Below are 23,428 nucleotides of genomic sequence, written 5' to 3'. Positions count from 1 at the left end.
GTACCTGCAAGCCTGTGAGAGGCGGCATCGCCACCTCGATCGGGTCCTACGTATCACCGGCTAGGCACGAAACGGAGACGCGGTGCCCACCATTCAGCAGTTGGTCCGAAAGGGCCGGCAGGACAAGGTCAGCAAGACCAAGACTCCTGCCCTCAAGGGGAGCCCGCAGCGGCGCGGCGTTTGCACCCGCGTTTACACGACGACCCCCAAGAAGCCCAACTCGGCGCTGCGCAAGGTGGCCCGTGTTCGGCTCACCAACGGCATCGAGGTCACGGCTTACATCCCCGGGGTGGGCCACAACCTCCAGGAGCACTCGATGGTGCTCGTGCGCGGTGGTCGTGTGAAGGACCTGCCGGGTGTTCGCTACAAGATCATCCGTGGTTCGCTGGACACCCAGGCTGTCCGCAACCGCAAGCAGGCCCGCAGCCGCTACGGCGCGAAGAAGGAGAAGAGCTGACATGCCGCGCAAGGGTTCCCCTGGCCGCCGCCAGCTGGTCGCTGACCCGGTGCACAACTCGCCGCTGGTCACCGCGCTGATCAACAAGGTTCTCCTGGACGGCAAGCGCTCCCTCGCGCAGTCGATCGTCTACGGCGCCCTCGAGGGCTGCAAGGAGAAGACCGGCAACGACCCGGTCGTCACCCTCAAGCGCGCTCTCGACAACGTCCGCCCGACGCTTGAGGTGAAGAGCCGCCGCGTCGGTGGCGCCACCTACCAGGTGCCGGTCGAGGTCAAGGCCTCGCGTAGCACCACGCTGGCGCTGCGGTGGATCGTCCAGTACTCCCGGGCGCGCCGCGAGAAGACCATGACCGAGCGGCTCATGAACGAACTGCTCGACGCGAGCAACGGCCTCGGCGCCAGCGTGAAGCGGCGCGAGGACACGCACAAGATGGCCGAGTCCAACAAGGCCTTCGCGCACTACCGCTGGTAGTGAGCACCGACGACGAGTTAAGGACGCGAAGAAGTGGCCACCACGACCGCTCTTGACCTGGCCAGGGTCCGCAACATCGGGATCATGGCCCATATCGACGCGGGCAAGACCACGACGACTGAGCGCATCCTGTTCTACACCGGCATCAACTACAAGCTGGGTGAGGTCCATGAGGGCGCTGCCACCATGGACTGGATGGAGCAGGAGCAGGAGCGCGGCATCACCATCACGTCTGCCGCCACCACCTGCAGCTGGCTTGATCACACGATCAACATCATCGACACGCCCGGACACGTGGACTTCACCATCGAGGTCGAGCGGTCGCTGCGTGTTCTCGACGGCGCGGTCGCGGTGTTCGATGGCGTCGCCGGCGTGGAGCCGCAGTCCGAGACGGTCTGGCGTCAGGCCGACCGTTACGGCGTGCCCCGCATCTGCTTCGTGAACAAGATGGACCGGGTCGGTGCGGAGTTCCACCGCTGCGTCGACATGATGATCAGCCGGCTGGGTTCCACCCCGGCGGTCATCCAGCTTCCCTGGGGCGTCGAGGCCGACTTCAAGGGCGTCATCGACCTGGTGAAGATGAAGGGCCTGCTCTGGAGCGCCGAGGCGGCCAAGGGCGAGATGTACGACACCGTCGACATCCCGGCCGACCACGCCGACGCGGCCCGCGAGTGGCGCGACAAGCTGGTCGAGACGGTCGCCGAGAACGACGACGAGCTCATGGAGCTCTTCCTGGAGGGTGTCGAGCCCACCGAGGAGCAGCTCGTCGCGGCCATCCGCAGGGCGACGGTCGCCGGCGCGATCAACCCGGTCCTGTGCGGCACCGCGTTCAAGAACAAGGGCGTGCAGCCCCTGCTCGACGCGATCGTCGCCTACCTCCCCGCCCCCACCGACATCCCGGCCTTCAAGGGCCACGCGGTGGGCAACGAGGAGGAGATCGTCGAGCGCCACGCGGACCCGAACGAGCCCTTCGCGGCGCTGGCATTCAAGATCATGAGCGACCCGCACCTTGGCAAGCTCACCTACATCCGCGTCTACTCCGGGACGCTCGAGACCGGCACCACCGTGGTGAACTCGGTCAAGGGCAAGAAGGAGCGGATCGGCAAGATCTACCAGATGCACGCGAACAAGCGCGAGGAGCGCCCGTCCGCGACCGCTGGTCAGATCGTGGCCGTCATGGGCCTGAAGGACACCACCACCGGCGACACTCTGTCGGACCCGGTCAAGCAGGTCGTCCTCGAGTCGATGACGTTCCCCGCGCCGGTCATCAACGTCGCCATCGAGCCCAAGACCAAGGGCGACCAGGAGAAGCTGGGCACCGCGATCCAGCGGCTGGCCGAGGAGGACCCGTCCTTCCAGGTCCGCCGTGACGAGGAGACCGGCCAGACGGTCATCTGGGGTATGGGCGAGCTCCACCTGGAGATCCTCGTCGACCGGATGCGCCGCGAGTTCAAGGTCGAGGCGAACGTCGGCCGCCCGCAGGTCGCCTACCGCGAGACCATCCGCCGCAAGGTGGAGAAGGTCGAGTACACGCACAAGAAGCAGACCGGTGGTTCCGGCCAGTTCGCTCGCGTGATCATCAACCTGGAGCCGCTGGGCGAGGGCAACGACGGTTACGAGTTCGAGAACAAGGTCACCGGCGGCCGCATCCCGCGGGAGTACATCCCGTCCGTGGACGCGGGTGCGCAGGAGGCGGCCGAGTTCGGCGTGCTCGCCGGCTACCCGATGGTCGGCGTCAAGGTCACGCTTCAGGACGGTGCCTTCCACGAGGTCGACTCGTCGGAAATGGCCTTCAAGATTGCCGGCTCGATGGCCTTCAAGGAGGCCGCGCGCAAGGCGGACGCCGTACTCCTCGAGCCGATGATGGCCGTTGAGGTCACCACGCCCGAGGACTACATGGGAGATGTCATCGGCGACCTGAACGGTCGTCGCGGGCAGATCCAGGCAATGGACGAACGGTCCGGCGCCCGTGTCATCAGGGCGCTCGTTCCGCTCTCCGAGATGTTCGGCTACGTGGGTGACCTGCGCAGCCGCACTCAGGGGCGGGCGAGCTACAGCATGCAGTTCGACTCCTACGCGGAGGTGCCCCCGGGCATCGCCAAGGAGATCGTCGCGAAGGCTCGGGGCGAATAGTTCCGCACCACTGTGGCGGGGCGCCGAGAGATCGTCGCCCCGTAGCCAGAGGGGCTCGGGACGATCAGTTCCGCTCGCTGTACGGTGGGGCGCTTTCGGGTGCCCCGCTGTACGGAGCCTGAGGTAAAAGACGCAAGTCAAGTCAGAATCTCTAAGGAGACAGACCAGTGGCCAAGGCCAAGTTCGAGCGGAACAAGCCGCACGTGAACATCGGCACCATTGGGCACATCGACCACGGCAAGACCACTCTGACCGCGGCGATCACCAAGGTGCTTCACGACCGTTTCCCGCAGCTCAACGAGGCGACCCCGTTCGACAAGATCGACAAGGCGCCCGAGGAGAAGGCTCGCGGAATCACCATCTCCATCGCGCACGTCGAGTACCAGACCGAGAAGCGCCACTACGCCCACGTGGACTGCCCCGGTCACGCCGACTACGTGAAGAACATGATCACCGGTGCCGCCCAGATGGACGGCGCGATCCTGGTGGTCGCGGCGACCGACGGCCCGATGCCGCAGACGAAGGAGCACGTCCTCCTGGCCCGCCAGGTCGGCGTCCCCTACATCGTCGTGGCCCTCAACAAGGCCGACATGGTCGACGACGAGGAGATCCTGGAGCTCGTCGAGCTCGAGGTCCGCGAGCTGCTGTCCGCCCAGGAGTTCCCGGGCGACGACCTGCCGGTCGTGCGCGTATCGGCGCTCAAGGCGCTCGAGGGCGACGAGAAGTGGGGCGACTCCATCATCGAGCTCATGAACGCCGTGGACGAGAACGTCCCCGAGCCCGTTCGTGACACCGACAAGCCCTTCCTCATGCCGATCGAGGACGTGTTCTCGATCACCGGTCGCGGCACCGTCGTCACCGGCCGTATCGAGCGCGGCATCGTCAAGGTCAACGAGACCGTCGACATCATCGGCATCAAGGAGAAGAGCACCACGACGACGGTCACCGGCGTCGAGATGTTCCGCAAGCTCCTTGACGAGGGCCAGGCCGGCGACAACGTCGGTCTGCTCCTGCGCGGCATCAAGCGTGAGGAGGTCGAGCGCGGTCAGTGTGTCATCAAGCCGGGCACGACCACCCCGCACACCGAGTTCGAGGCGCAGGTCTACATCCTGTCCAAGGACGAGGGCGGCCGCCACACGCCGTTCTTCAACAACTACCGTCCTCAGTTCTACTTCCGTACGACTGACGTGACGGGCGTGGTGAACCTGCCGGAGGGCACCGAGATGGTCATGCCCGGTGACAACACCGAGATGACCGTCCAGCTCATCCAGCCGGTCGCCATGGAGGAGGGCCTGAAGTTCGCGATCCGTGAGGGTGGCCGCACCGTCGGCGCCGGTCGCGTGACGAAGGTCATCAAGTAGCAGCACCGCTGGGCGGCGGTCGGGTCCACAGGGGCCTGACCGCCGCACCGCGCAGGGGCCGGAGACGACCCCCCACGAACGACGAGACCGTGATCTCGCAGTGCTTTCGGCCGCACTTCGACCGAAGCCACTGCCAGATCACGGAACACCGGACGGGATCCGGGCGTCGGCCTCGTGGAAACAGACCTGCGGCAACAGGCCGCGCGAAGCTTTATAGGACGACAGCGAAGGACACCGAGGCCATTATGGCGGGACAGAAGATCCGCATCCGGCTTAAGGCGTATGACCACGAGGTCATCGACAGCTCGGCCAAGAAGATCGTCGAGACGGTGACGCGGACCGGCGCCAAGGTCGCTGGCCCGGTGCCGCTGCCGACCGAGAAGAACGTGTACTGCGTCATCCGGTCGCCGCACAAGTACAAGGACAGCCGCGAGCACTTCGAGATGCGTACGCACAAGCGGCTGATTGACATCATCGACCCGACGCCGAAGACGGTCGACTCGCTCATGCGTCTCGACCTTCCCGCCGGCGTGGACATTTCGATCAAGCTCTAAGGAACGCACTGACATGGCTAAGCAGATCAAGGGCGTCCTGGGCAAGAAGCTCGGCATGACCCAGGTCTTCGATGAGGCGAACCGGGTGATCCCGGTCACCGTCGTCGAGGCCGGTCCGTGCGTGGTGACCCGGGTCCGCACTCCGGAGAAGGACGGCTACTCCGCCATCCAGCTCGGCTACGGGCAGATCGACCCGCGCAAGGTGAACAAGCCCCTGGGCGACTACCTGCGCAAGCACGACATCACCCCGCGCCGCTACTTCACCGAGGTACGCACCGACGACGCCTCCGAGTACACGGTCGGCCAGGAGCTTCTCGCCGACACCTTCGAGGCCGGCCAGTACGTCGACGTCACTGGCAAGAGCAAGGGCAAGGGCTACGCCGGTGTCATGAAGCGCCACAACTTCCGTGGTCTGGGCGCTTCGCACGGTACCCAGCGCAAGCACCGCTCCCCGGGCTCCATCGGCGGTTGCGCCACCCCGGGCCGCGTCTTCAAGGGCCTGCGCATGGCCGGCCGGATGGGCAACGTGCGCACGACGGTCCAGAGCCTCAAGGTGCACGCCGTGGACGCCGAGAAGGGCCTCATCCTGATCAAGGGTGCGATCCCCGGCGCCAACGGCAGCCTGGTTCTCCTCCGCACCGCTGCCAAGAAGGGGGTTGCTGCGAAGTGACCACGACCATTGACGTCCTCGACGCCAGCGGCGCCAAGACGGGGACCGTCGACCTCCCCGAGGAGGTCTTCGGGACCAAGGTCAACGTCCCGCTGATCCACCAGGTGGTCGTCGCCCAGCTCGCCGCTCGCCGGCAGGGCACCCACGCGACCAAGACCCGCGGCGACGTCTCCGGCGGCGGTAAGAAGCCGTACCGGCAGAAGGGCACCGGCCGCGCCCGCCAGGGCTCGACCCGCGCGCCGCAGTTCGCCGGCGGCGGCACCGTCCACGGCCCGCAGCCGCGCTCGTACGAGCAGCGGACGCCCAAGAAGATGAAGGCGGCCGCCCTGAAGGGCGCGCTGTCCGACCGCGCCGGCGGCGGCCGCGTCCACGTGGTGGACAGCCTGGTCACGGGCGACACGCCCAAGACCAAGGCCACCCTGGAGGCGCTGCGCAAGATCACGCAGGCCCGCAGCGTGCTCGTCGTGGTCGACGAGAACGACGAGCTCACCTGGCTCAGCCTGCGCAACGCGCCCGAGGTCCACCTGCTGGACGCGGGACAGCTGAACACCTACGACGTGCTGTGCCACGACGACGTGGTCTTCACCCGTGAGGCCTACGACCAGGTCGTGGCCCGGCTGGCGAAGAGCGGGAAGGAAGAGGCCTGATGCAGAAGATCGCCGACCCGCGTGACATCATCCTCAAGCCGATCGTCTCCGAGAAGAGCTACGGCCTGATCGATGAGCACAACAAGTACACGTTCCTGGTGCGCAAGGGTGCCAACAAGACGCAGGTGAAGATCGCCGTCGAGCAGATCTTCGGCGTCAAGGTGACCGGCGTGAACACGATCAACCGCCAGGGCAAGCGCAAGCGGACCCGGCACGGCTACGGCCAGCGCCCGGACACCAAGCGCGCGATCGTGAGCCTGGCCGAGGGCGAGCGGATCGACATCTTCGGTCAGATCGGCTAGCACCTGCCGCAGCGGGGAGACGGGTCCCTCGCCTCGTGCGAGGGCCCCAACGAGAAAGCGCCGGGGGGACCGCCGTGAGGCGGACCCCGACCGGTACGAACCGACGAAGGATGAACGAAAAAGATGGGCATCCGTAAGTACAAGCCGACGACACCGGGTCGTCGCGGCGCGAGCGTCTCGGACTTCGCCGAGATCACGCGCAGCACTCCGGAGAAGTCGCTGCTTGCCCCCCTGCACAGCAAGGGCGGCCGCAACGTCCACGGCCGGGTGACCGCCCGGCACCAGGGAGGCGGGCACAAGCGCGCCTACCGGATCATCGACTTCCGCCGCCACGACAAGGACGGGATCCCGGCCAAGGTCGCGCACATCGAGTACGACCCCAACCGCACCTCCCGCATCGCGCTGCTGCACTACGCCGACGGCGAGAAGCGCTACATCCTCGCTCCGGCCGGCCTCAAGCAGGGGGACCGGATCGAGAACGGCCCCACGGCCGACATCAAGCCGGGCAACTGCCTGCCGCTGCGCAACATTCCGACCGGTACCTTCATCCACGCGGTGGAGCTGCGTCCCGGTGGCGGGGCCAAGCTCGGCCGCAGCGCCGGCGCGCAGATCCAGCTGCTCGCCAAGGAGGGCATGTACGCGACCCTGCGTATGCCGTCCGGAGAAATGCGTCAGGTCGACGTGCGCTGCCGGGCCTCGGTGGGCCAGGTGGGCAACGCCGAGCAGGCCAACATCAGCATCGGCAAGGCCGGCCGTAACCGCTGGAAGGGCAAGCGCCCCACGGTCCGCGGTGTCGCCATGAACCCGGTCGACCACCCGCACGGCGGTGGTGAGGGCAAGACCTCCGGTGGTCGCCACCCGGTGAACCCGAAGGGTAAGCCCGAGGGTCGTACCCGGCAGCCGAACAAGCCCAGCGACCGGCTGATCATCCGTCGTCGGAGCAAGAGGAAGAAGCGGTAGGAGCAGCCGATATGCCACGTAGTCTTAAGAAGGGTCCCTTCGTGGACGACCACCTTCAGAAGAAGGTGGACGCTCAGAACGAGAAGGGCACCAAGAACGTCATCAAGACGTGGTCGCGGCGCTCCATGATCGTGCCGGACATGATCGGTCACACGATCGCCGTGCACGACGGCCGCAAGCACGTTCCGGTCTTCGTCACCGAGTCGATGATCGGTCACAAGCTCGGTGAGTTCGCTCCCACGCGGACGTTCCGCAGCCACGTCAAGGAAGACCGCCGCAGCCGGCGGTAAGCGCCTTCAAGCAAGCAGTTAGAGGAGAAAGCGATGGAAGCCAGGGCACAGGCGCGGTACGCGCGCCACACGCCCCGGAAGGCCCGCCGTGTGGTGGACCTCATTCGCGGGCTGCCCGCTTCGGAGGCGCAGGCCGTGCTGCAGTTCGCTCCCCAGGCGGCGAGCGAGACCGTTTACAAGGTGCTCTCGAGCGCGATCGCGAACGCTGAGCACAACTTCAAGCTCGACCGGGACACGCTCTTCGTGAGCCGGGCGTGGGTCGACGAGGGCCCGACGCTCAAGCGCTTCCGCCCGCGTGCCCAGGGTCGTGCCTATCGGATCAACAAGCGGACGAGCCACATCACCGTGATCGTGGAGTCCCGCGAGCCGAAGGGAAGGACCCGCTAGTGGGCCAGAAGGTTAACCCGCACGGGTTCCGCCTCGGCATCACGACCGACTTCAAGAGCCGGTGGTACGCCGACAAGCTGTACAAGTCGTACGTCGCTGAGGACGTGGCGATCCGTCGCATGCTGCAGAAGGGCATGGAGCGGGCCGGCATCTCCAAGGTCGAGATCGAGCGCACGACCGACCGCGTCCAGGTCGACATCCACACCGCCCGGCCGGGCATCGTCATCGGCCGTCGCGGCGCCGAGGCCGACCGTATCCGCGGCGACCTGGAGAAGCTGACCAAGAAGCAGGTCCAGCTGAACATCCTCGAGGTGAAGAACCCCGAGATCGACGCGCAGCTCGTCGCGCAGGGCGTGGCCGAGCAGCTGTCCAGCCGCGTCTCGTTCCGCCGGGCCATGCGCAAGGCCATGCAGTCCGCCATGAAGAGCGGGGCCAAGGGCATCCGTGTCCAGTGCTCCGGCCGTCTCGGCGGCGCCGAGATGTCGCGCTCGGAGTTCTACCGCGAGGGCCGCGTGCCCCTGCACACGCTCCGTGCGGACGTGGACTTCGGCTTCTACGAGGCCCGCACCACCTTCGGCCGCATCGGCGTGAAGGTGTGGATCTACAAGGGCGAGGCGCCGACCAGCCGCTCCGAGCGGGAGGCGGCCGCGGCCGGTGCCCGCGCGAGCCAGCGTCGTGAGCGTGACGACCGTCGCGGTGGTGCGGGCGAGCGTCCGCGTCGCGGTGGCGGCGACCGTCCGCGTCGCGGCGGCGCGGGCCGTACCGACCGTGCACCCAGGACTGAGGCGGCCGCGCAGGCCGCCCCCGAGACCGGCCCGGCGGAGCAGCCGGGTGCTGAAGGGAGCTGACCATGCTGATCCCGCGCAGGGTCAAGCACCGCAAGCAGCACCGGCCCGACCGCAGCGGCGCCGCCAAGGGCGGCACCCGGGTCGTCTTCGGCGAGTTCGGCATTCAGGCGCTTGAGCACTCCTACGTGACCAACCGCCAGATCGAGGCCGCACGTATCGCCATGACCCGGCACATCCGCCGTGGCGGCAAGGTGTGGATCAACATCTTCCCGGACCGTCCCCTGACGAAGAAGCCGGCCGAGACCCGCATGGGTTCCGGTAAGGGCTCTCCGGAGTGGTGGATCGCCAATGTCAAGCCCGGCCGTGTCATGTTCGAGCTGTCCGGTGTCGCCGAGCCCGTGGCCCGCGAGGCCATGCGGCGCGCGATGCACAAGCTCCCCATGAAGTGCCGTTTCGTCAAGCGTGAAGTGGGTGAGGCGTGATGGCTAAGGGTCTGACCGCCGCGGAGCTGCGAGTCGAGGACCAGGAGGTCCTGGTCCAGAAGCTGAAGGAAGCCAAGGAGGAGCTGTTCAACCTCCGCTTCCAGTCGGCGACCGGGCAGCTGGAGAGCCACGGGCGGCTGCGCGCCGTCCGCCGCGAGATCGCCCGCATCTACACCGTGATGCGCGAGCGCGAGCTCGGGATCGTCACGGTCGAGAAGGAGCCGAGCGATGTCTGAAGCAACCGAGACCCCGACCACCGAGACGCAGCGGAACTACCGCAAGACCCGTGAGGGCCTGGTCGTCAGCGACAAGATGGACAAGACCGTCGTCGTCGCCGTCGAGGACCGCGTCAAGCACCCGCTGTACGGCAAGGTCATCCGCCGTACTACGAAGTACAAGGCCCACGACGAGCAGAACTCCTGCGGCGTCGGCGACCGCGTCCTCCTGATGGAGACCCGGCCGCTGTCGGCCACCAAGCGGTGGCGAGTCGTCGAGATCCTCGAGAAGGCCAAGTAACCTCACATAGACGCGCCTCGTGGGGGGTGGGAGACCCGCCCCCCACGACGGTGTCCAAGGGGCGGGGCCGGCTGTCGGCCCCGTCCGCCAGCGGCGGCGGTCGTACGGCTGTCGCCGAGGGAAAAAGACCACATCAGTTCGGCCAGGCTCACCACGAGGGTGAGAACCGGCACGACACACAGGAGTAGACGTGATCCAGCAGGAGTCGCGGCTCAAGGTCGCCGACAACACGGGTGCGAAGGAAATCCTTTGCATCCGCGTGCTCGGCGGCTCGGGTCGGCGCTACGCGGGAATCGGCGACATCATCGTTGGCACGGTGAAGGACGCCATTCCCGGCGGAGGCGTTAAAAAAGGCGACGTTGTCAAGGCTGTCGTGGTGCGCACCGTGAAGGAGCGCCGCCGCCCCGACGGCTCCTACATCCGCTTCGACGAGAACGCCGCGGTCATCATCAAGGACAGCGGCGACCCCCGGGGCACCCGCATCTTCGGCCCGGTGGGCCGTGAACTGCGCGACAAGAAGTTCATGCGCATCATCTCGCTCGCGCCGGAGGTGCTGTGATGCCGAAGCTGCACGTGAAGAAGGGCGACCTCGTCCAGGTCATCGCCGGCAAGGACAAGGGCGCCAAGGGCCGGATCATCGCCGCCTACCCGCGCGAGGAGCGCGTGGTGGTCGAGGGCGTCAACATGATCAAGAAGCACTCCAAGGTCACCAACCAGGGACCGCGCGGCGCTCAGGAGGGCGGCGTGCAGACCATGGAGGCTCCCATCCACGTGAGCAACGTCAAGAAGCTCAAGGATGACGAGAAGAAGCCCGAGAAGAAGGCCGCCGCGAAGGGCGACGCCGAGGCGACGGGTGAGGACAACTGATGACCGCGACCACTGAAGAGCGGACCGTTCCGCGCCTCAAGCAGCGCTACCGCGAGGAGATCATCGCGAAGCTGCGCGAGGAGTTCGGCATCGAGAACATCATGCAGGTGCCCACGATCACCAAGATCAAGGTGAACATGGGCGTCGGCGAGGCCGCTCGCGACTCGAAGCTCATCGAGGGCGCCGTGCGCGACCTCACCGCCATCACCGGCCAGAAGCCGGCCGTCGCCCGCGCCCGCAAGTCCATCGCGCAGTTCAAGCTGCGTGAGGGCATGCCGATCGGCGCGCACGTGACACTGCGCGGCGACCGCATGTGGGAGTTCCTCGACCGCCTGCTGTCCCTGGCGCTGCCGCGTATCCGGGACTTCCGCGGCCTGTCGCCGAAGCAGTTCGACGGCAACGGCAACTACACCTTCGGCCTCACCGAGCAGGTCATGTTCCACGAGGTGGACCAGGACAAGGTCGACCGGCAGCGGGGCATGGACATCACGGTCGTGACCACCGCGAAGAACGACGAGCAGGGCCGGGCGCTGCTGAAGCTCCTCGGTTTCCCCTTCAAGGAGGCCTGATCATGGCGAAGACGTCGCTGAAGGTCAAGGCAGCGCGCAAGCAGAAGTTCGAGGTCCGGGCGTACACTCGTTGCTCCCGCTGTGGCCGTCCCCGCGCTGTCTACCGCAAGTTCGGGCTGTGCCGCGTGTGCTTCCGCGAGATGGCTCACCGGGGCGAGCTGCCCGGCATCACCAAGTCGAGCTGGTAAGCCCTCGCGGGGCCAGCCGCAAAGAAGTCTTATCAACCGGGCGCTGACCACAGCGCCCACGACCACACCGAAGGTCCCATCGGGAAACCGCGGTGAGGAAGGCCACCGGCCATGACGATGACCGACCCGATCGCAGACATGCTGACGCGTCTGCGGAACGCGAACTCGGCCTATCACGACACCGTGAGCATGCCTTACTCGAAGATCAAGGCACACATCGCGGAGATCCTCCAGCAGGAGGGCTACATCCAGGGCTGGAGCGTCGAGGACGCGAAGGTCGGCAAGAACCTCGTGATGGAGCTGAAGTTCGGCCCCACCCGCGAGCGCTCCATCGCCGGCCTGCGCCGGGTGTCGAAGCCCGGTCTGCGGGTCTACGCAAAGAAGGACAACCTGCCCCGCGTTCTGGGCGGTCTGGGCGTCGCGATCATCTCGACGTCCGGCGGCCTGATGACGGACCGGCAGGCGAGCAAGCGTGGAGTGGGCGGGGAAGTCCTCGCCTACGTCTGGTAACGAGGGGAGGAACTCAGCATGTCGCGAATCGGACGGCTGCCCATCCCCGTACCGGCGGGTGTCGACATCACGATCGACGGCCGGGCGGTCCAGGTCAAGGGGCCCAAGGGCACGCTCACTCACACGGTCGCCGAGCCCATCGAGGTCTCGCGTGGCGAGGACGGCACCATCGCCGTCACCCGCCCGAACGACGAGAACAAGGTTCGTGCGCTGCACGGCCTGTCGCGCACGCTCATCGCCAACATGGTGGCGGGTGTCACGCAGGGCTACACGAAGACGCTGGAGATCGTCGGCGTCGGTTACCGCGTCGCGGCCAAGGGCCCGACGCAGCTGGAGTTCTCGCTGGGCTTCAGCCACCCGGTGATCGTCGACGCGCCCGAGGGCGTCTCCTTCCGTGTCGAGAAGCCGACCCTGTTCCACGTGGACGGCATCGACAAGCAGAAGGTCGGCGAGGTCGCCGCGAACATCAGGAAGCTGCGCAAGCCGGACCCGTACAAGGGCAAGGGCGTGCGCTACCAGGGCGAGGTTGTCCGCCGCAAGGTCGGAAAGGCTGGTAAGTAGGCATGGCTGGAAAGGCTGCGTTCGGCAAGCACACGGCCGCCCGCACGGTCTCCCGGGCCCGCCGGCACAACCGCGTCCGCAAGAACGTGTTCGGCACGGCCGAGCGTCCGCGTCTGGTCGTCAACCGGTCCACGCGTCACCTGTTCGTGCAGATCGTCGACGACACCCAGGGCCACACGCTGGTGAGCGCCTCCACCATGGACGCCTCCCTGCGCGGCGCCGAGGGTGACAAGACCGAGAAGGCGAAGAAGGTCGGCGAGCTTCTCGCTCAGCGGGCCAAGACCGCCGGGATCACCGCTGTCGTGTTCGACCGCGGTGGCAACCGCTACGCGGGGCGGATCGCCGCTCTCGCGGACAGCGCCCGTGAAGGCGGGCTGGAGTTCTGATGGCTCCGGTCCGAGGGTCGCGCCTCATGACCCGTCCCAAGAGCAACGAGAAGAGGAACCACTGATGGCTGCAGCTCCGCGTCGCGGTGCCGGCGGCGGTGGCGAGCGGCGTGACCGTCGTGATGACCGCCGCGGTGGCGCCGCAGACAAGGGCGTCTCGTACATCGAGCGCGTCGTAAAGATCAACCGAGTGGCCAAGGTCGTCCAGGGCGGCCGGCGCTTCAGCTTCACCGCGCTGGTCATCGTCGGCGACGGCAACGGCCTCGTCGGGGTCGGCTACGGCAAGGCCAAGGAGGTGCCCGCGGCGATCGCCAAGGGCGTCGAGGAGGCCAAGAAGCACTTCTTCAAGGTCCCGCGCATCCAGGGCACCATCCCGCACCCGGTGCAGGGCGAGGACGCCGCCGGCGTCGTCCTTCTGCGTCCGGCCTCGCCCGGTACGGGCGTCATCGCGGGTGGTCCGGTCCGCGCGGTCCTGGAGTGCGCCGGGATCCACGACGTGCTGTCCAAGTCGCTCGGCTCGGACAACCCGATCAACATTGTGCACGCCACCGTGGCGGCTCTGAAGGGCCTCAGCCGGCCCGAGGAGATCGCCGCCCGGCGTGGCCTGCCGATCGAGGACGTCGCTCCCAAGGCCATGCTGAAGGCTCGCGCCGAGGGCCTGGCCGAGGCCGCGGCGGCCGCCAAGGCGGTGAGCTAGCGATGGCTCGCCTGAAGATCACCCAGACCCGGTCCAAGATCGGCGGCCAGCAGAACCAGCGCGACTCGCTGCGTTCGCTGGGCCTGAAGCGAATCGGCGACGTGGTCGTCAAGGAGGACCGTCCCGAGATCCGGGGCATGGTCGCCAAGGTGTCGCACCTCGTCGAGGTTGAGGAGGTCGACTAGTCATGACCGAGAACGCTCCGCTCAAGATCCACGACCTCCGTCCGGCCCCCGGCTCCAACAAGGCCAAGACCCGCAAGGGCCGTGGCGAGGGCTCCAAGGGCAAGACGGCCGGCCGTGGCACCAAGGGCACCCGGGCCCGTACGGCAGTCATGCCGGGCTTTGAAGGCGGCCAGGTCCCGCTCCAGCGGCGGCTGCCGAAGCTGAAGGGCTTCTCCAACGCCCTGTTCAAGACGACCTACCAGGTCGTCAACCTGGACAGGCTCGGGGAGCTGTTCCCCCAGGGCGGCGACGTCACGCTCGACGACCTGGTGGCCAAGGGTGCGGTCCGCAAGAACCAGCCCGTGAAGGTGCTGGGCACCGGCGAGATCTCCGTGGCGGTGAACGTGCAGGCGCACGCCTTCTCCGCCAGCGCGAAGGAGAAGATCGCCGCGGCCGGTGGCTCGGTCTCCGAGCTGTAGGCATGACGCTGCACGAGGCGCGGAGGTTCGTTATGAGCCTCCGCGCCCGTAGTGCGTTAGAGTTCGCCTGGCACGGGGCTCCATCCGTGCCTGACCAAGCACTCTGGCAGGAAGACATGTCGATGGACGCCTTGCGGGCCATCGCCGACCGTTACCGCGTCACTGGCGCGCAGGAGGGACCGTGCTGACCGCGATTACCCGGGCGTTCCGGACGCCGGACCTGCGCAAGAAGCTGCTCTTCACATTGGGCATCATCGTGCTGTTCCGGCTTGGCTCGGTGCTTCCCACGCCGGGCGTCAACGCCCAGAACGTGGCCCTGTGTCTCGAGCAGGCCCAGGCGGGAGACTCCGGCAACATCTACGGGATGGTGCAGCTCTTCAGCGGCGGCGCCCTGTTGAAACTTTCAGTGTTCGCGCTCGGCATCATGCCGTACATCACCGCGAGCATCATCCTGCAGCTGCTGACGGTGGTGATTCCCCGGTTGGAGGCCCTCAAGAAGGAGGGCCAGTCGGGGACGGCGAAGATCACGCAGTACACACGTTATCTGACCATCGGACTGGCGGTGCTGCAGTCGACGGCGTTCGTCGCACTGGCGCGCAGCGGCCAGCTGTTCCCCAACTGTAACGAGCAGATCCTGCTGAGCCAGGAGGTCTTCCCCCTGGTGACCATGGTGGTCACGATGACCGCGGGTACCGCCGTGATCATGTGGCTGGGCGAGCTCGTCACCGACCGCGGCGTCGGCAACGGCATGTCGATCCTGATCTTCACGCAGGTCATCGCGGTGTTCCCGTCCGAGCTGGTGAACATCTTCCGCCAGAGCCCGTTCAAGTTCGTCATCGTCATGATCGTCGGAATCGTGATGATCGGCGTCGTCGTCTTCATCGAGCAGGCGCAGCGCCGTATCCCGGTGCAGTACGCCAAGCGGATGGTCGGCCGCCGGATGTACGGCGGCACCTCGACCTACATCCCGCTCAAGGTGAACCAGGCGGGCATCATCCCGGTCATCTTCGCCTCGTCGCTGCTGTACCTGCCCCAGCTTCTGGTGACGCTGTTCGGCAACAGCCAGAACCCCAACGCGGTGATCGACTGGCTGGCCCGGAACCTGGTTCAGGGCGACAGCGCGGTCTACATGGCCGTGTTCTTCGCGATGATCGTGTTCTTCACGTACTTCTACGTGTCCATCACTTTCAACCCCCCTGAAGTGGCCGACAACATGAAGAAGTACGGTGGGTTCATTCCGGGCATCCGCCCGGGCCGGCCGACCGCTGAGTACCTGAGCTACGTGCTCAACAGGCTCACGGCCACGGGCGCTCCGTATCTGGGCTTCATCTCGCTGATCCCGATCATCGCGCTCGGGGCGGTCGGCGCGAGCCAGAACTTCCCGTTCGGAGGGACCAGCATTCTGATCATGGTTGGTGTTGGTCTGGACACGGTCAAGCAGATCGAGAGCCAGCTTCAGCAGCGCAACTACGAGGGCTTCCTGAGATAGTGCGCGTCGTCCTGGTTGGGCCCCCCGGAGCGGGTAAGGGGACGCAGGCCCAGTTCATCGCATCGCACCTGTCGATCCCGAAAATCTCGACAGGCGACATCTTCCGTGCCAACGTGTCCGGCGGCACGGAGCTCGGCAAACTCGCCAAGGAGTACATGGACCGCGGTGACCTCGTCCCCGACGAGGTGACCGTGGCCATGGTCCGCGACCGGCTGTCGGAGGACGACGCGCAGGAGGGCTTCCTCCTGGACGGCTTTCCCCGCAACGTGCCCCAGGCCGAGGTCCTCAAGAAGATGCTGGCCGAGTTCGGCACGGCGCTCGACGTGGTCCTCAACCTGGTCGTCGAGGACGACGAGGTCGTCCGCCGGCTCGCGGGGCGCCGTACGTGCCGTTCCTGCGGCAAGGTGTGGCATGTGCTGTTCGACCCGCCCGCGGTGGAGGGCGTCTGCGACGCCTGCGGCGGGGAGCTCTTCCAGCGGGACGACGACCGCGAGGAGACCATCAGGCGGCGCCTGGAGGTCTATCAGGAGCAGACGTCGCCGCTCATCTCGTTCTACGCCGACGAGGGCATTCTGCAGGGGGTCGACGCGACCGGGCCGGTCGAGGAGATCACTCAGCGGGCGATGTCGGCGCTGCGACGGTTCGCCGACTGAACCATTACCGCGGCCGGGAACGCCACTCCACTCCATGGGGTGGCGTTCAGGCTTATATGGGAGAATTTCGGCAGGGGGTGTGACTACGTGTTCAAAAAGAACCGGCACGGAATTCAGATCAAGAGCGCGGAGCAACTGGAGAAGATGCGCGCGGCCGGCCTGGTCGTCGGCCGGACGCTGGAGTTGCTCCGGACGTCGGTCCGGCCCGGGATGACGCCGCTGGACCTCGACGCCATCGCCGAGGAGGCGATCCGGAGCGAGGGCGCGATCCCGTCGTTCAAGGGCTACCAGGGCTTCCCCGCCACGATCTGCGCTTCCGTGAACGACGAGGTCGTCCACGGCATCCCCACCGACCGCCGCGCGCTGCGCGAGGGCGACATCATCTCCATCGATTGCGGCGCGATCCTCGACGGGTGGCACGGGGACTCCGCGATCACCGTGGGGATCGGAGAGGTGGACCCGAAGCTGACCGAGCTCATGCGGGTGACCGAGGAGGCCATGTGGCGGGGCATCGCGGCCCTGCGGGTCGGCGGGCACCTGAGCGACATCGGCCACCGGATCGAGCAGTACGTGCGCTCTCAGGGCCGCTACGGCATCCCCCAGGAGTACGGCGGGCACGGCATCGGCACCGAGATGCACATGGACCCCTGGGTGGCCAACCACGGCCGTCCGGGGCGGGGCCCCCGCTTCGAGGTGGGCATGTGCTTCGCGGTCGAGCCGATGGTGAACCTCGGCACCGACCGGACCAAGGTGCTGGCCGACGACTGGACCGTCGTCACCCTCGACGGCCGCGCGTCCGCCCACTTCGAGCACAGCGTCGCGGTGACGGAGAACGGCCCGCTGGTCCTCACCGCGCTCGACGGAGGCGCCTCCCGCTTCTCGGGCGCCGGGGCCGAGGCGGGGGAGACCTCCTGACGGCTCCGCCCGTCCTGGCGGCACCTGCACCATAATGGTCATATCGCTCGAACAGCCGGGAGATGGTGATGGCGGCAGCGCCGGAGATGCGGGCCTCGGACGGCGACCGTGACCGGGTCGCCGCGGCGCTGCGCGAGCACGTGGCCGAGGGCAGGCTCACGCTCGACGAGTTCAACGAGCGGCTGGAGCAGGTCTACCAGAGCCGCACGTACGGGGAACTGGCCAGGCTCACCTCCGACCTGCCCGGCATCGACCTGAACCGCCTGCCGGCCGCCGTCGAGCCCGCGCAAGGGTCCCGGCCGGCCCGGCGTGACGACGACAAGGCGCGGGCGGGTCTGCGGGCCGCCTGGTCCACCTGGGCGGGCGCCAGCGGCGTGAACTGGGTGGTCTGGCTCATCGTCGGCCTGTCCTCCGGCCACTTCGTCTATCCGTGGCCGCTGTGGGTGATGGGCCCCTGGGGCGTCATCCTCCTCGTCAGCACGATCGCCGGTACGGCCGGGCAGTCCCGGCGGCGCGGCGCCTGAGCGTTCTTCAGGCGCCTGAGCGTTTTTTACCGGAGGGCCGCCGTCGCGGGAGCCGCGGGCGGGTAGATGTCCGGTGTCGCGACGCACGGCACCACTCGGGCCGTGCCCCCGCGGTGATCAGGCCGCACCCGCCCCGTCCCGGCATTTCGGCGGTGCCGGGCGGGCGGGTGCGGTGGTTTCCCCTCCACCACGCGATGCGCGCGCGTGGGATTGGCCGTCGGCCTTCGCCGGGGGTACCCTGTGATCTGGTTGTGTAGGGACCCCTGCCGTCGTTTCGCAATTCGGCCCGGGTTGTCGTACACTCCTTTGTCGGTTCACTATGACCTTTGCGCCTAGGCGGCCTGGCTGGTCGCCGCTCTCTGCAAGCGCCCGAAGGTCGCGGCTGCTTAGTGTTCCGAAGCCTCTGACGATCCGATCTGTGAAACGCGAGGGCCATGGCCAAGAAAGACGGCGCCATCGAGATTGAGGGCACTGTTATTGAGTCGCTCCCGAACGCGATGTTCCGGGTGCAACTCGACAACGGTCACAAGGTCCTGGCCCACATCAGCGGGCGAATGCGGATGCACTACATCAGGATCCTGCCCGATGACCGGGTGGTCGTGGAGCTGAGCCCCTACGACCTGAGTCGCGGACGGATCGTCTACCGGTACAAGTAGCCCGCCCGCCAGCGGGACGGGCCGTATGCGGAACGAATAAGGACTATGAAGGTCAAGCCGAGCGTCAAGAAGATCTGCGACAAGTGCAAGGTGATTCGCCGGCACGGTCGTGTCATGGTGATCTGCGACAACCTGCGCCACAAGCAGCGCCAGGGCTGAGCCCAGCTCTCAGTACGTCGCCACCAGGCCCCTGCTGAGTCCGCCCATGTGGCGGGCTCGAGCCGCGTGAGGGCCGGAACAACGAAATCGCGTCACACACCCGCGCAGGCGGCGCAAGCCGTACCACGCGGGAGACCCCCGGTCGGAGGCCGGGGCCCTCGCCCGGGCATGGGAGGGGAAGTGCGGCGCAAGACCTCCGCCACATTGAAGGAGAATGCCCGACCATGGCCCGCCTGGTTGGCGTCGACCTCCCCCGCGACAAGCGGCTGGAGATCGCTCTCACCTACGTTTTCGGAATCGGCCGCACCCGCGCCAAGGAGATCCTTGACGCGACCGGCATCAGCCCCGACCTGCGCGTCCACCAGCTCACGGACGCCGAGCTCGTCCCGATGCGTGACTTCATCGAGGCGAACTACAAGATCGAGGGCGACCTCCGCCGCGAGATTCAGGCCGACATCCGACGCAAGATCGAGATCGGCTGTTACCAGGGCATCCGGCACCGCAAGGGGCTGCCTGTCCACGGTCAGCGGACGCAGACGAACGCGCGTACCCGCAAGGGTAAGAAGAAGACCGTTGCCGGCAAGAAGAAGCCGGGCAAGAAGTAGTCCTTAGCAGCCACTGCCAGGAGATAGCGCTTAAATGCCGCCGAAGAGCCGCCAGGGCGCACCGAAGAAGGTGCGCCGCAAGGAAAAGAAGAACGTCGCTCACGGGCACGCCCACATCAAGAGCACGTTCAACAACACCATCGTTTCGATCACCGACCCGAACGGGAACGTGATCTCCTGGGCCAGCGCCGGCCACGTCGGGTTCAAGGGCTCCCGCAAGTCCACCCCGTTCGCCGCCCAGATGGCTGCCGAGAACGCCGCCCGCCGCGCCATGGAGCACGGCATGCGGAAGGTCGACGTCTTCGTCAAGGGCCCCGGCTCCGGCCGTGAGACCGCGATCCGTTCGCTGCAGGCGACCGGCCTCGAGGTCGGGTCCATCCAGGACGTGACCCCGGTTCCGCACAACGGCTGCCGTCCGCCCAAGCGCCGTCGCGTCTGAGCTCAGGAGAGTAGAGAGAAATGGCTCGTTACACGGGTCCGGACTGCAAGCTCTGCCGCCGTGAGAAGACCAAGCTCTTCCTCAAGGGCAAGAAGTGCGAGTCCGCCAAGTGCCCCATCGAGATCCGCCCGTACCCGCCGGGTGAGCACGGCCGCGGCCGTCCGAAGGAGTCGGAGTACCAGCTCCAGCTCCGTGAGAAGCAGAAGACCCGCCGCATCTACGGCGTCCTCGAGAAGCAGTTCCACAACTACTACGAGGAAGCCAACCGCAAGGCCGGCAAGACGGGTGAGAACCTCCTCCAGATCCTGGAGAGCCGTCTCGACAACGTGGTCTACCGCGCCGGCTTCGCCGAGTCGCGTGACGCGGCCCGCCAGCAGGTGCGCCACGGCCACTTCCTCGTGAACGGCAAGAAGGTCGACATCCCGTCGTACCGCGTCCGCGAGCACGACATCATCGAGGTCCGCGAGAAGTCGCGCAACCTGCTCCCGTACGAGGTGGCCCGCGCGACCGCCGGCGACAAGACCGTCCCGGCCTGGCTGGGCGTCTCCGCCGAGAACATGCGCATCCTCGTGCACCAGCTTCCGGTCCGCCAGCAGATCGACACGCTGGTCCAGGAGCAGCTCATCGTCGAGCTCTACTCCAAGTAGTAGGGCCCCGGCATTTAATGACGCCGTACGGCCGGTACACTCCCGGCCGTACGGCATCATGGTTGTAGGCGAGCGGCGTCAAATAGCGGGCGTCGCCGTAACCCAGGGACCCCTCGTCCACGGTGGCGGGGCCGTCCCGGATCCAGGAGATCCAGATGCTCATCGCACAGCGCCCGAGCCTCCAGGAGGAGTCGCTCGAGGAGCACCGGTCCAGGTTCATCATCGAGCCGCTCGAGCCGGGCTTCGGCTACACCATCGGCAACTCGCTGCGGCGCACGCTGCTGTCCTCCATTCCGGGGGCGGCGGTCACCAGCATCCGCATCGAGGGCGTGCTCCACGAGTTCTCGACCGTGCCCGGGGTCAAGGAAGACGTCACCGACATCATCCTGAACCTCAAGTCGCTGGTCGTCTCCTCCGAGCACGACGAGCCCGTGGTCATGTACCTGCGCAAGCAGGGCCCCGGTGAGGTCACCGCCGCCGACATCGCGCCTCCGGCCGGTGTCGAGGTGCACAACCCCGACCTGCACATCGCCACGCTGAACGGCAAGGCGAAGCTGGAGATGGAGCTGACCGTCGAGCGCGGCCGCGGCTACGTCTCCGCCGCGCAGAACAAGCAGCCGGGTCAGGAGATCGGCCGGATTCCGATCGACTCGATCTACTCCCCGGTGCTCAAGGTCACCTACAAGGTCGAGGCCACCCGTGTCGAGCAGCGCACGGACTTCGACCGCCTCATCCTCGACGTCGAGACCAAGCCGTCCATGAAGCCCCGCGACGCGGTGGCCTCGGCCGGCAAGACCCTGGTCGAGCTGTTCGGCCTGGCCCGCGAGCTCAACGTGGAGGCCGAGGGCATCGACATCGGCCCGTCGCCGACGGACGCGGCTCTCGCGGCCGACCTGGCACTGCCGATCGAGGAGCTCAACCTCACCGTCCGTTCGTACAACTGCCTCAAGCGCGAGGGCATCCACACCGTGGGTGAGCTCGTCGCCCGCAGCGAGCAGGACCTGCTGGACATCCGCAACTTCGGCGCCAAGTCGATCGAAGAGGTCAAGCAGAAGCTGCACGAGATGGGCCTGGCTCTCAAGGACTCCCCGCCCGGGTTCGACCCCTCCGCCGTCGCCGGCGGCGGGTACGACGACGAGGACGGCGGGTTCATCGAGACCGAGCAGTACTGAGCGTCCGTCTCACCAGTAGTGCCACCTCCGTCTCGTGCCGCCCTTCCGGGGCGGCATGAGACGGCGATGACAAGTCACGACCGGTACGCCGGTCGGCCCGACCCCGGTACCTGACACGGCCGGAGCGGGTTATCCATGAGGAGCATCACATGCCCAAGCCCACCAAGGGCGCCCGCCTCGGCGGCAGCCCCTCCCACGAGCGGCTGATCCTGGCGAACCTCGCCACCGCGCTGTTCCAGAACGGCCGGATCACCACCACCGAGGCCAAGGCCAGGCGTCTCCGCCCGCTCGCGGAGAAGCTGATCACCAAGGCGAAGAAGGGCGACATCCACAACCGTCGCCAGGTGCTGACGGTCGTCCGCGACAAGGGCGTCGTCCACCACCTCTTCACCGAGATCGCCCCGACGTACGCCGAGCGTCCCGGTGGCTACACCCGGATCACCAAGCTCGGCCCGCGTAAGGGCGACGCTGCCCCCATGGCGGTCATCGAGCTGGTGACCGAGCAGCTGAACCCGGTCCGGGTCTCCCGCACGGCTCCCGCCGCCGAGGCCGCTCCGGCCCCCGCGGAGGTCGAGGAGACGCCGGCGGCGCAGGACGAGGCCGCGGAGAGCACCACCGCCGAGGCCGCCGAGGCCGCCCCGGCGGAGGGCGACAAGAAGGACGAGGCCTGATCCCAGGCTCCGTGAGCGGGCTCAGCTTCCCTTCGGGGGACGCTGGGCCCGCTCTTCTTTTGTGGTGCACCGTACGAGGGATGTCGTGAGGCGAGAACTGCGGCTGAGGCTGGACCTGGGCTACGACGGCACGGACTTCTCGGGCTGGGCGCGCCAGCCCGGGCGGCGGACCGTGCAGGGGGAGATCGAGGACGCGCTCGGCCGGATCCTGCGCCTGGACGCCCCGCCGCCGCTCACGGTCGCGGGCCGCACCGACGCCGGCGTCCACGCGAGGGGACAGGTGGCGCACGCCGACGTTCCGCTCGCCGCACTGGCCGCCGCCGCCTCCGGGCGCGCCCCCGTCCCGGCGGAGCCGGAGGAGGCGTGGGAGGAGCGCGGCGCTGAGTGGCTCGCTGCGCTGACGAGGCGGCTCGCCGGTCTGCTGCCCCCCGACGTGCGGGTGCACGCCGTCAGCGTGGCCCCAGAGGGCTTCGACGCCCGGTTCTCCGCGCTGTCGAGGCGGTACGGCTACCGGGTCGCCGACGCCCCCGGCGGGGTCGACCCGCTGCGGCGACGCGAGGTGCTGTGGTATGCCCGGCCGCTGGACGTGGACCTGCTGAACGCGGCGGCAGCCCGGCTTCTGGGCGAGCACGACTTCGCCGCCTTCTGCCGCAGGCGCGAGGGCGCCACCACGATCCGCGAGTTGCAGCGGCTCGACTGGGTCAGGGGCGAGGACGGGATCCTCCTCGCGACGGTGGTCGCCGACGCGTTCTGCCATTCGATGGTCCGGGCGCTGGTCGGGTCGCTGCTGACCGTGGGGGAGGGCAGGCGGCCCGTCGAGTGGCCGGTTGAGGTGCTGGCGCGAGCCGTACGGGATTCGGGCGTGCACGTCGCGCCCGCGCACGGCCTCACGCTGGAGGAGGTGCGCTACCCCGAGCCGGAGGAACTGGCGCGGCGGGCCGCCGCCACCCGCCGCGTGCGCACGTTGAACCGCTGACCGTCGGCCGAGGGGCGTCGGGTCGCCGCGGCACGGTGGAACCCGCACCCCACAGCGCCGCCGCCCCCGGCCTGCCGTTGCC

Annotated in this window: 37 protein-coding genes; all 37 read left to right on the top strand. The window is 67.6% G+C overall.

Annotated elements, in window-relative coordinates; translation table 11 throughout:
* Nucleotides 1–82 precede the first annotated feature (82 nt).
* The 37 genes from rpsL (at nt 83) to truA (ending at nt 23,346) form a co-directional block, all read left to right on the top strand.
* Complete coding sequence (gene rpsL / locus ACWEQG_RS10780) at nt 83–457, top strand: 30S ribosomal protein S12 (RefSeq protein WP_030508316.1); 375 nt, start codon at nt 83–85, stop codon at nt 455–457.
* Between the two features lies 1 nt (nt 458).
* Nucleotides 459–929 (top strand): 30S ribosomal protein S7, encoded by a 471-nt coding sequence (gene rpsG, locus ACWEQG_RS10775; RefSeq protein WP_363639182.1) that lies wholly within the window; start codon nt 459–461, stop codon nt 927–929.
* An 84-nt stretch (nt 930–1,013) separates the two neighbouring features.
* Complete coding sequence (fusA, locus tag ACWEQG_RS10770; RefSeq protein WP_452283935.1) at nt 1,014–3,062, top strand: elongation factor G; 2,049 nt, start codon at nt 1,014–1,016, stop codon at nt 3,060–3,062.
* A 167-nt stretch (nt 3,063–3,229) separates the two neighbouring features.
* Nucleotides 3,230–4,423 carry an elongation factor Tu gene (tuf, locus tag ACWEQG_RS10765; protein ID WP_346225640.1) on the top strand — a complete coding sequence of 398 codons (1,194 nt, stop codon included), beginning with the start codon at nt 3,230–3,232 and terminating at the stop codon, nt 4,421–4,423.
* A 245-nt stretch (nt 4,424–4,668) separates the two neighbouring features.
* Entirely contained in the window at nt 4,669–4,977 is a 309-nt protein-coding gene (rpsJ, locus tag ACWEQG_RS10760; RefSeq protein ID WP_012887830.1) for a 30S ribosomal protein S10, read from the top strand.
* A 13-nt stretch (nt 4,978–4,990) separates the two neighbouring features.
* The gene (gene rplC, locus ACWEQG_RS10755) at nt 4,991–5,647 is read left to right on the top strand and encodes a 50S ribosomal protein L3 (protein WP_363468327.1); all 657 of its coding nucleotides are present in this window, start codon (nt 4,991–4,993) and stop codon (nt 5,645–5,647) included.
* Nucleotides 5,644–6,294, top strand: coding sequence for a 50S ribosomal protein L4 (rplD, locus tag ACWEQG_RS10750; protein WP_363468325.1), 651 nt, complete (start codon nt 5,644–5,646; stop codon nt 6,292–6,294). Before rplC ends, rplD begins: the two co-directional genes overlap by 4 nt.
* Nucleotides 6,294–6,596, top strand: a complete 303-nt coding sequence (gene rplW, locus ACWEQG_RS10745) for a 50S ribosomal protein L23 (protein WP_076432505.1) — start codon at nt 6,294–6,296, stop codon at nt 6,594–6,596. The genes rplD and rplW overlap by 1 nt, the downstream gene beginning before the upstream one ends.
* A 123-nt stretch (nt 6,597–6,719) precedes the next feature.
* The gene (gene rplB / locus ACWEQG_RS10740; protein WP_346225637.1) at nt 6,720–7,556 is read left to right on the top strand and encodes a 50S ribosomal protein L2; all 837 of its coding nucleotides are present in this window, start codon (nt 6,720–6,722) and stop codon (nt 7,554–7,556) included.
* An 11-nt stretch (nt 7,557–7,567) separates the two neighbouring features.
* Complete coding sequence (gene rpsS, locus ACWEQG_RS10735; RefSeq protein ID WP_030508324.1) at nt 7,568–7,846, top strand: 30S ribosomal protein S19; 279 nt, start codon at nt 7,568–7,570, stop codon at nt 7,844–7,846.
* 33 nt (nt 7,847–7,879) lie between these two features.
* Nucleotides 7,880–8,233 (top strand): 50S ribosomal protein L22, encoded by a 354-nt coding sequence (rplV, locus tag ACWEQG_RS10730; protein WP_079319864.1) that lies wholly within the window; start codon nt 7,880–7,882, stop codon nt 8,231–8,233.
* Entirely contained in the window at nt 8,233–9,081 is an 849-nt protein-coding gene (gene rpsC / locus ACWEQG_RS10725) for a 30S ribosomal protein S3 (RefSeq protein WP_363468319.1), read from the top strand. Before rplV ends, rpsC begins: the two co-directional genes overlap by 1 nt.
* Nucleotides 9,082–9,083: 2 nt before the next feature.
* A complete protein-coding gene (gene rplP, locus ACWEQG_RS10720) occupies nt 9,084–9,503 on the top strand; it encodes a 50S ribosomal protein L16 (protein ID WP_030508327.1) in 420 nt (139 codons plus the stop codon).
* Nucleotides 9,503–9,739: a 50S ribosomal protein L29 gene (rpmC, locus tag ACWEQG_RS10715; RefSeq protein WP_030508328.1), complete on the top strand. Its 237-nt coding sequence runs from the start codon at nt 9,503–9,505 to the stop codon at nt 9,737–9,739. Before rplP ends, rpmC begins: the two co-directional genes overlap by 1 nt.
* A complete protein-coding gene (gene rpsQ / locus ACWEQG_RS10710; protein WP_346225635.1) occupies nt 9,732–10,019 on the top strand; it encodes a 30S ribosomal protein S17 in 288 nt (95 codons plus the stop codon). Before rpmC ends, rpsQ begins: the two co-directional genes overlap by 8 nt.
* A gap of 190 nt (nt 10,020–10,209) precedes the next feature.
* Nucleotides 10,210–10,578, top strand: coding sequence for a 50S ribosomal protein L14 (gene rplN, locus ACWEQG_RS10705; protein ID WP_030508330.1), 369 nt, complete (start codon nt 10,210–10,212; stop codon nt 10,576–10,578).
* Nucleotides 10,579–10,586: 8 nt separating this feature from the next.
* Nucleotides 10,587–10,886, top strand: coding sequence for a 50S ribosomal protein L24 (gene rplX / locus ACWEQG_RS10700; RefSeq protein WP_452283933.1), 300 nt, complete (start codon nt 10,587–10,589; stop codon nt 10,884–10,886).
* Nucleotides 10,886–11,455, top strand: a complete 570-nt coding sequence (gene rplE, locus ACWEQG_RS10695; protein WP_030508332.1) for a 50S ribosomal protein L5 — start codon at nt 10,886–10,888, stop codon at nt 11,453–11,455. Before rplX ends, rplE begins: the two co-directional genes overlap by 1 nt.
* 2 nt (nt 11,456–11,457) lie before the next feature.
* Nucleotides 11,458–11,643: a type Z 30S ribosomal protein S14 gene (locus ACWEQG_RS10690; protein WP_030451489.1), complete on the top strand. Its 186-nt coding sequence runs from the start codon at nt 11,458–11,460 to the stop codon at nt 11,641–11,643.
* A 111-nt stretch (nt 11,644–11,754) separates the two neighbouring features.
* Nucleotides 11,755–12,153, top strand: coding sequence for a 30S ribosomal protein S8 (gene rpsH, locus ACWEQG_RS10685; protein ID WP_111699902.1), 399 nt, complete (start codon nt 11,755–11,757; stop codon nt 12,151–12,153).
* Between the two features lie 18 nt (nt 12,154–12,171).
* Nucleotides 12,172–12,714, top strand: a complete 543-nt coding sequence (gene rplF, locus ACWEQG_RS10680) for a 50S ribosomal protein L6 (protein WP_452283632.1) — start codon at nt 12,172–12,174, stop codon at nt 12,712–12,714.
* Nucleotides 12,715–12,716: 2 nt separating this feature from the next.
* Entirely contained in the window at nt 12,717–13,100 is a 384-nt protein-coding gene (gene rplR, locus ACWEQG_RS10675; RefSeq protein ID WP_363468314.1) for a 50S ribosomal protein L18, read from the top strand.
* 64 nt (nt 13,101–13,164) lie between these two features.
* The gene (rpsE, locus tag ACWEQG_RS10670; protein ID WP_030508336.1) at nt 13,165–13,797 is read left to right on the top strand and encodes a 30S ribosomal protein S5; all 633 of its coding nucleotides are present in this window, start codon (nt 13,165–13,167) and stop codon (nt 13,795–13,797) included.
* Nucleotides 13,798–13,799: 2 nt separating this feature from the next.
* On the top strand, nt 13,800–13,982 hold the full coding sequence (rpmD, locus tag ACWEQG_RS10665; protein WP_079319858.1) for a 50S ribosomal protein L30: 183 nt from the start codon (nt 13,800–13,802) through the stop codon (nt 13,980–13,982).
* Between the two features lie 2 nt (nt 13,983–13,984).
* Nucleotides 13,985–14,440 carry a 50S ribosomal protein L15 gene (gene rplO / locus ACWEQG_RS10660; RefSeq protein ID WP_346225631.1) on the top strand — a complete coding sequence of 152 codons (456 nt, stop codon included), beginning with the start codon at nt 13,985–13,987 and terminating at the stop codon, nt 14,438–14,440.
* Nucleotides 14,441–14,621: 181 nt separating this feature from the next.
* Nucleotides 14,622–15,929 (top strand): preprotein translocase subunit SecY, encoded by a 1,308-nt coding sequence (gene secY, locus ACWEQG_RS10655; RefSeq protein ID WP_452283631.1) that lies wholly within the window; start codon nt 14,622–14,624, stop codon nt 15,927–15,929.
* A complete protein-coding gene (locus ACWEQG_RS10650; protein ID WP_169985176.1) occupies nt 15,929–16,582 on the top strand; it encodes an adenylate kinase in 654 nt (217 codons plus the stop codon). The genes secY and ACWEQG_RS10650 overlap by 1 nt, the downstream gene beginning before the upstream one ends.
* 87 nt (nt 16,583–16,669) lie before the next feature.
* On the top strand, nt 16,670–17,497 hold the full coding sequence (gene map / locus ACWEQG_RS10645; protein ID WP_363468307.1) for a type I methionyl aminopeptidase: 828 nt from the start codon (nt 16,670–16,672) through the stop codon (nt 17,495–17,497).
* A 68-nt stretch (nt 17,498–17,565) separates the two neighbouring features.
* Nucleotides 17,566–18,021: a DUF1707 SHOCT-like domain-containing protein gene (locus ACWEQG_RS10640; RefSeq protein ID WP_452283629.1), complete on the top strand. Its 456-nt coding sequence runs from the start codon at nt 17,566–17,568 to the stop codon at nt 18,019–18,021.
* 434 nt (nt 18,022–18,455) lie between these two features.
* Nucleotides 18,456–18,677, top strand: coding sequence for a translation initiation factor IF-1 (gene infA, locus ACWEQG_RS10635; protein ID WP_030508344.1), 222 nt, complete (start codon nt 18,456–18,458; stop codon nt 18,675–18,677).
* Nucleotides 18,678–18,722: 45 nt separating this feature from the next.
* Nucleotides 18,723–18,836 (top strand): 50S ribosomal protein L36, encoded by a 114-nt coding sequence (rpmJ, locus tag ACWEQG_RS10630; protein ID WP_003956441.1) that lies wholly within the window; start codon nt 18,723–18,725, stop codon nt 18,834–18,836.
* Between the two features lie 224 nt (nt 18,837–19,060).
* Nucleotides 19,061–19,441 carry a 30S ribosomal protein S13 gene (rpsM, locus tag ACWEQG_RS10625; RefSeq protein WP_169951815.1) on the top strand — a complete coding sequence of 127 codons (381 nt, stop codon included), beginning with the start codon at nt 19,061–19,063 and terminating at the stop codon, nt 19,439–19,441.
* Between the two features lie 34 nt (nt 19,442–19,475).
* Complete coding sequence (rpsK, locus tag ACWEQG_RS10620) at nt 19,476–19,880, top strand: 30S ribosomal protein S11 (RefSeq protein WP_020542285.1); 405 nt, start codon at nt 19,476–19,478, stop codon at nt 19,878–19,880.
* Between the two features lie 20 nt (nt 19,881–19,900).
* Nucleotides 19,901–20,527: a 30S ribosomal protein S4 gene (gene rpsD, locus ACWEQG_RS10615; RefSeq protein ID WP_142563118.1), complete on the top strand. Its 627-nt coding sequence runs from the start codon at nt 19,901–19,903 to the stop codon at nt 20,525–20,527.
* Between the two features lie 155 nt (nt 20,528–20,682).
* Complete coding sequence (locus tag ACWEQG_RS10610) at nt 20,683–21,699, top strand: DNA-directed RNA polymerase subunit alpha (RefSeq protein ID WP_030508347.1); 1,017 nt, start codon at nt 20,683–20,685, stop codon at nt 21,697–21,699.
* Between the two features lie 149 nt (nt 21,700–21,848).
* Nucleotides 21,849–22,370: a 50S ribosomal protein L17 gene (rplQ, locus tag ACWEQG_RS10605; protein WP_452283627.1), complete on the top strand. Its 522-nt coding sequence runs from the start codon at nt 21,849–21,851 to the stop codon at nt 22,368–22,370.
* 85 nt (nt 22,371–22,455) lie between these two features.
* Nucleotides 22,456–23,346, top strand: a complete 891-nt coding sequence (gene truA / locus ACWEQG_RS10600; protein WP_452283625.1) for a tRNA pseudouridine(38-40) synthase TruA — start codon at nt 22,456–22,458, stop codon at nt 23,344–23,346.
* The last annotated feature ends 82 nt before the right edge of the window (nt 23,347–23,428 follow it).

This window comes from Microbispora sp. NPDC004025 (genome assembly GCF_053604425.1).
The sequence above is the reverse complement of the archived record's forward strand: the minus strand, read 5'-3'. Positions and strand labels throughout refer to the sequence as shown.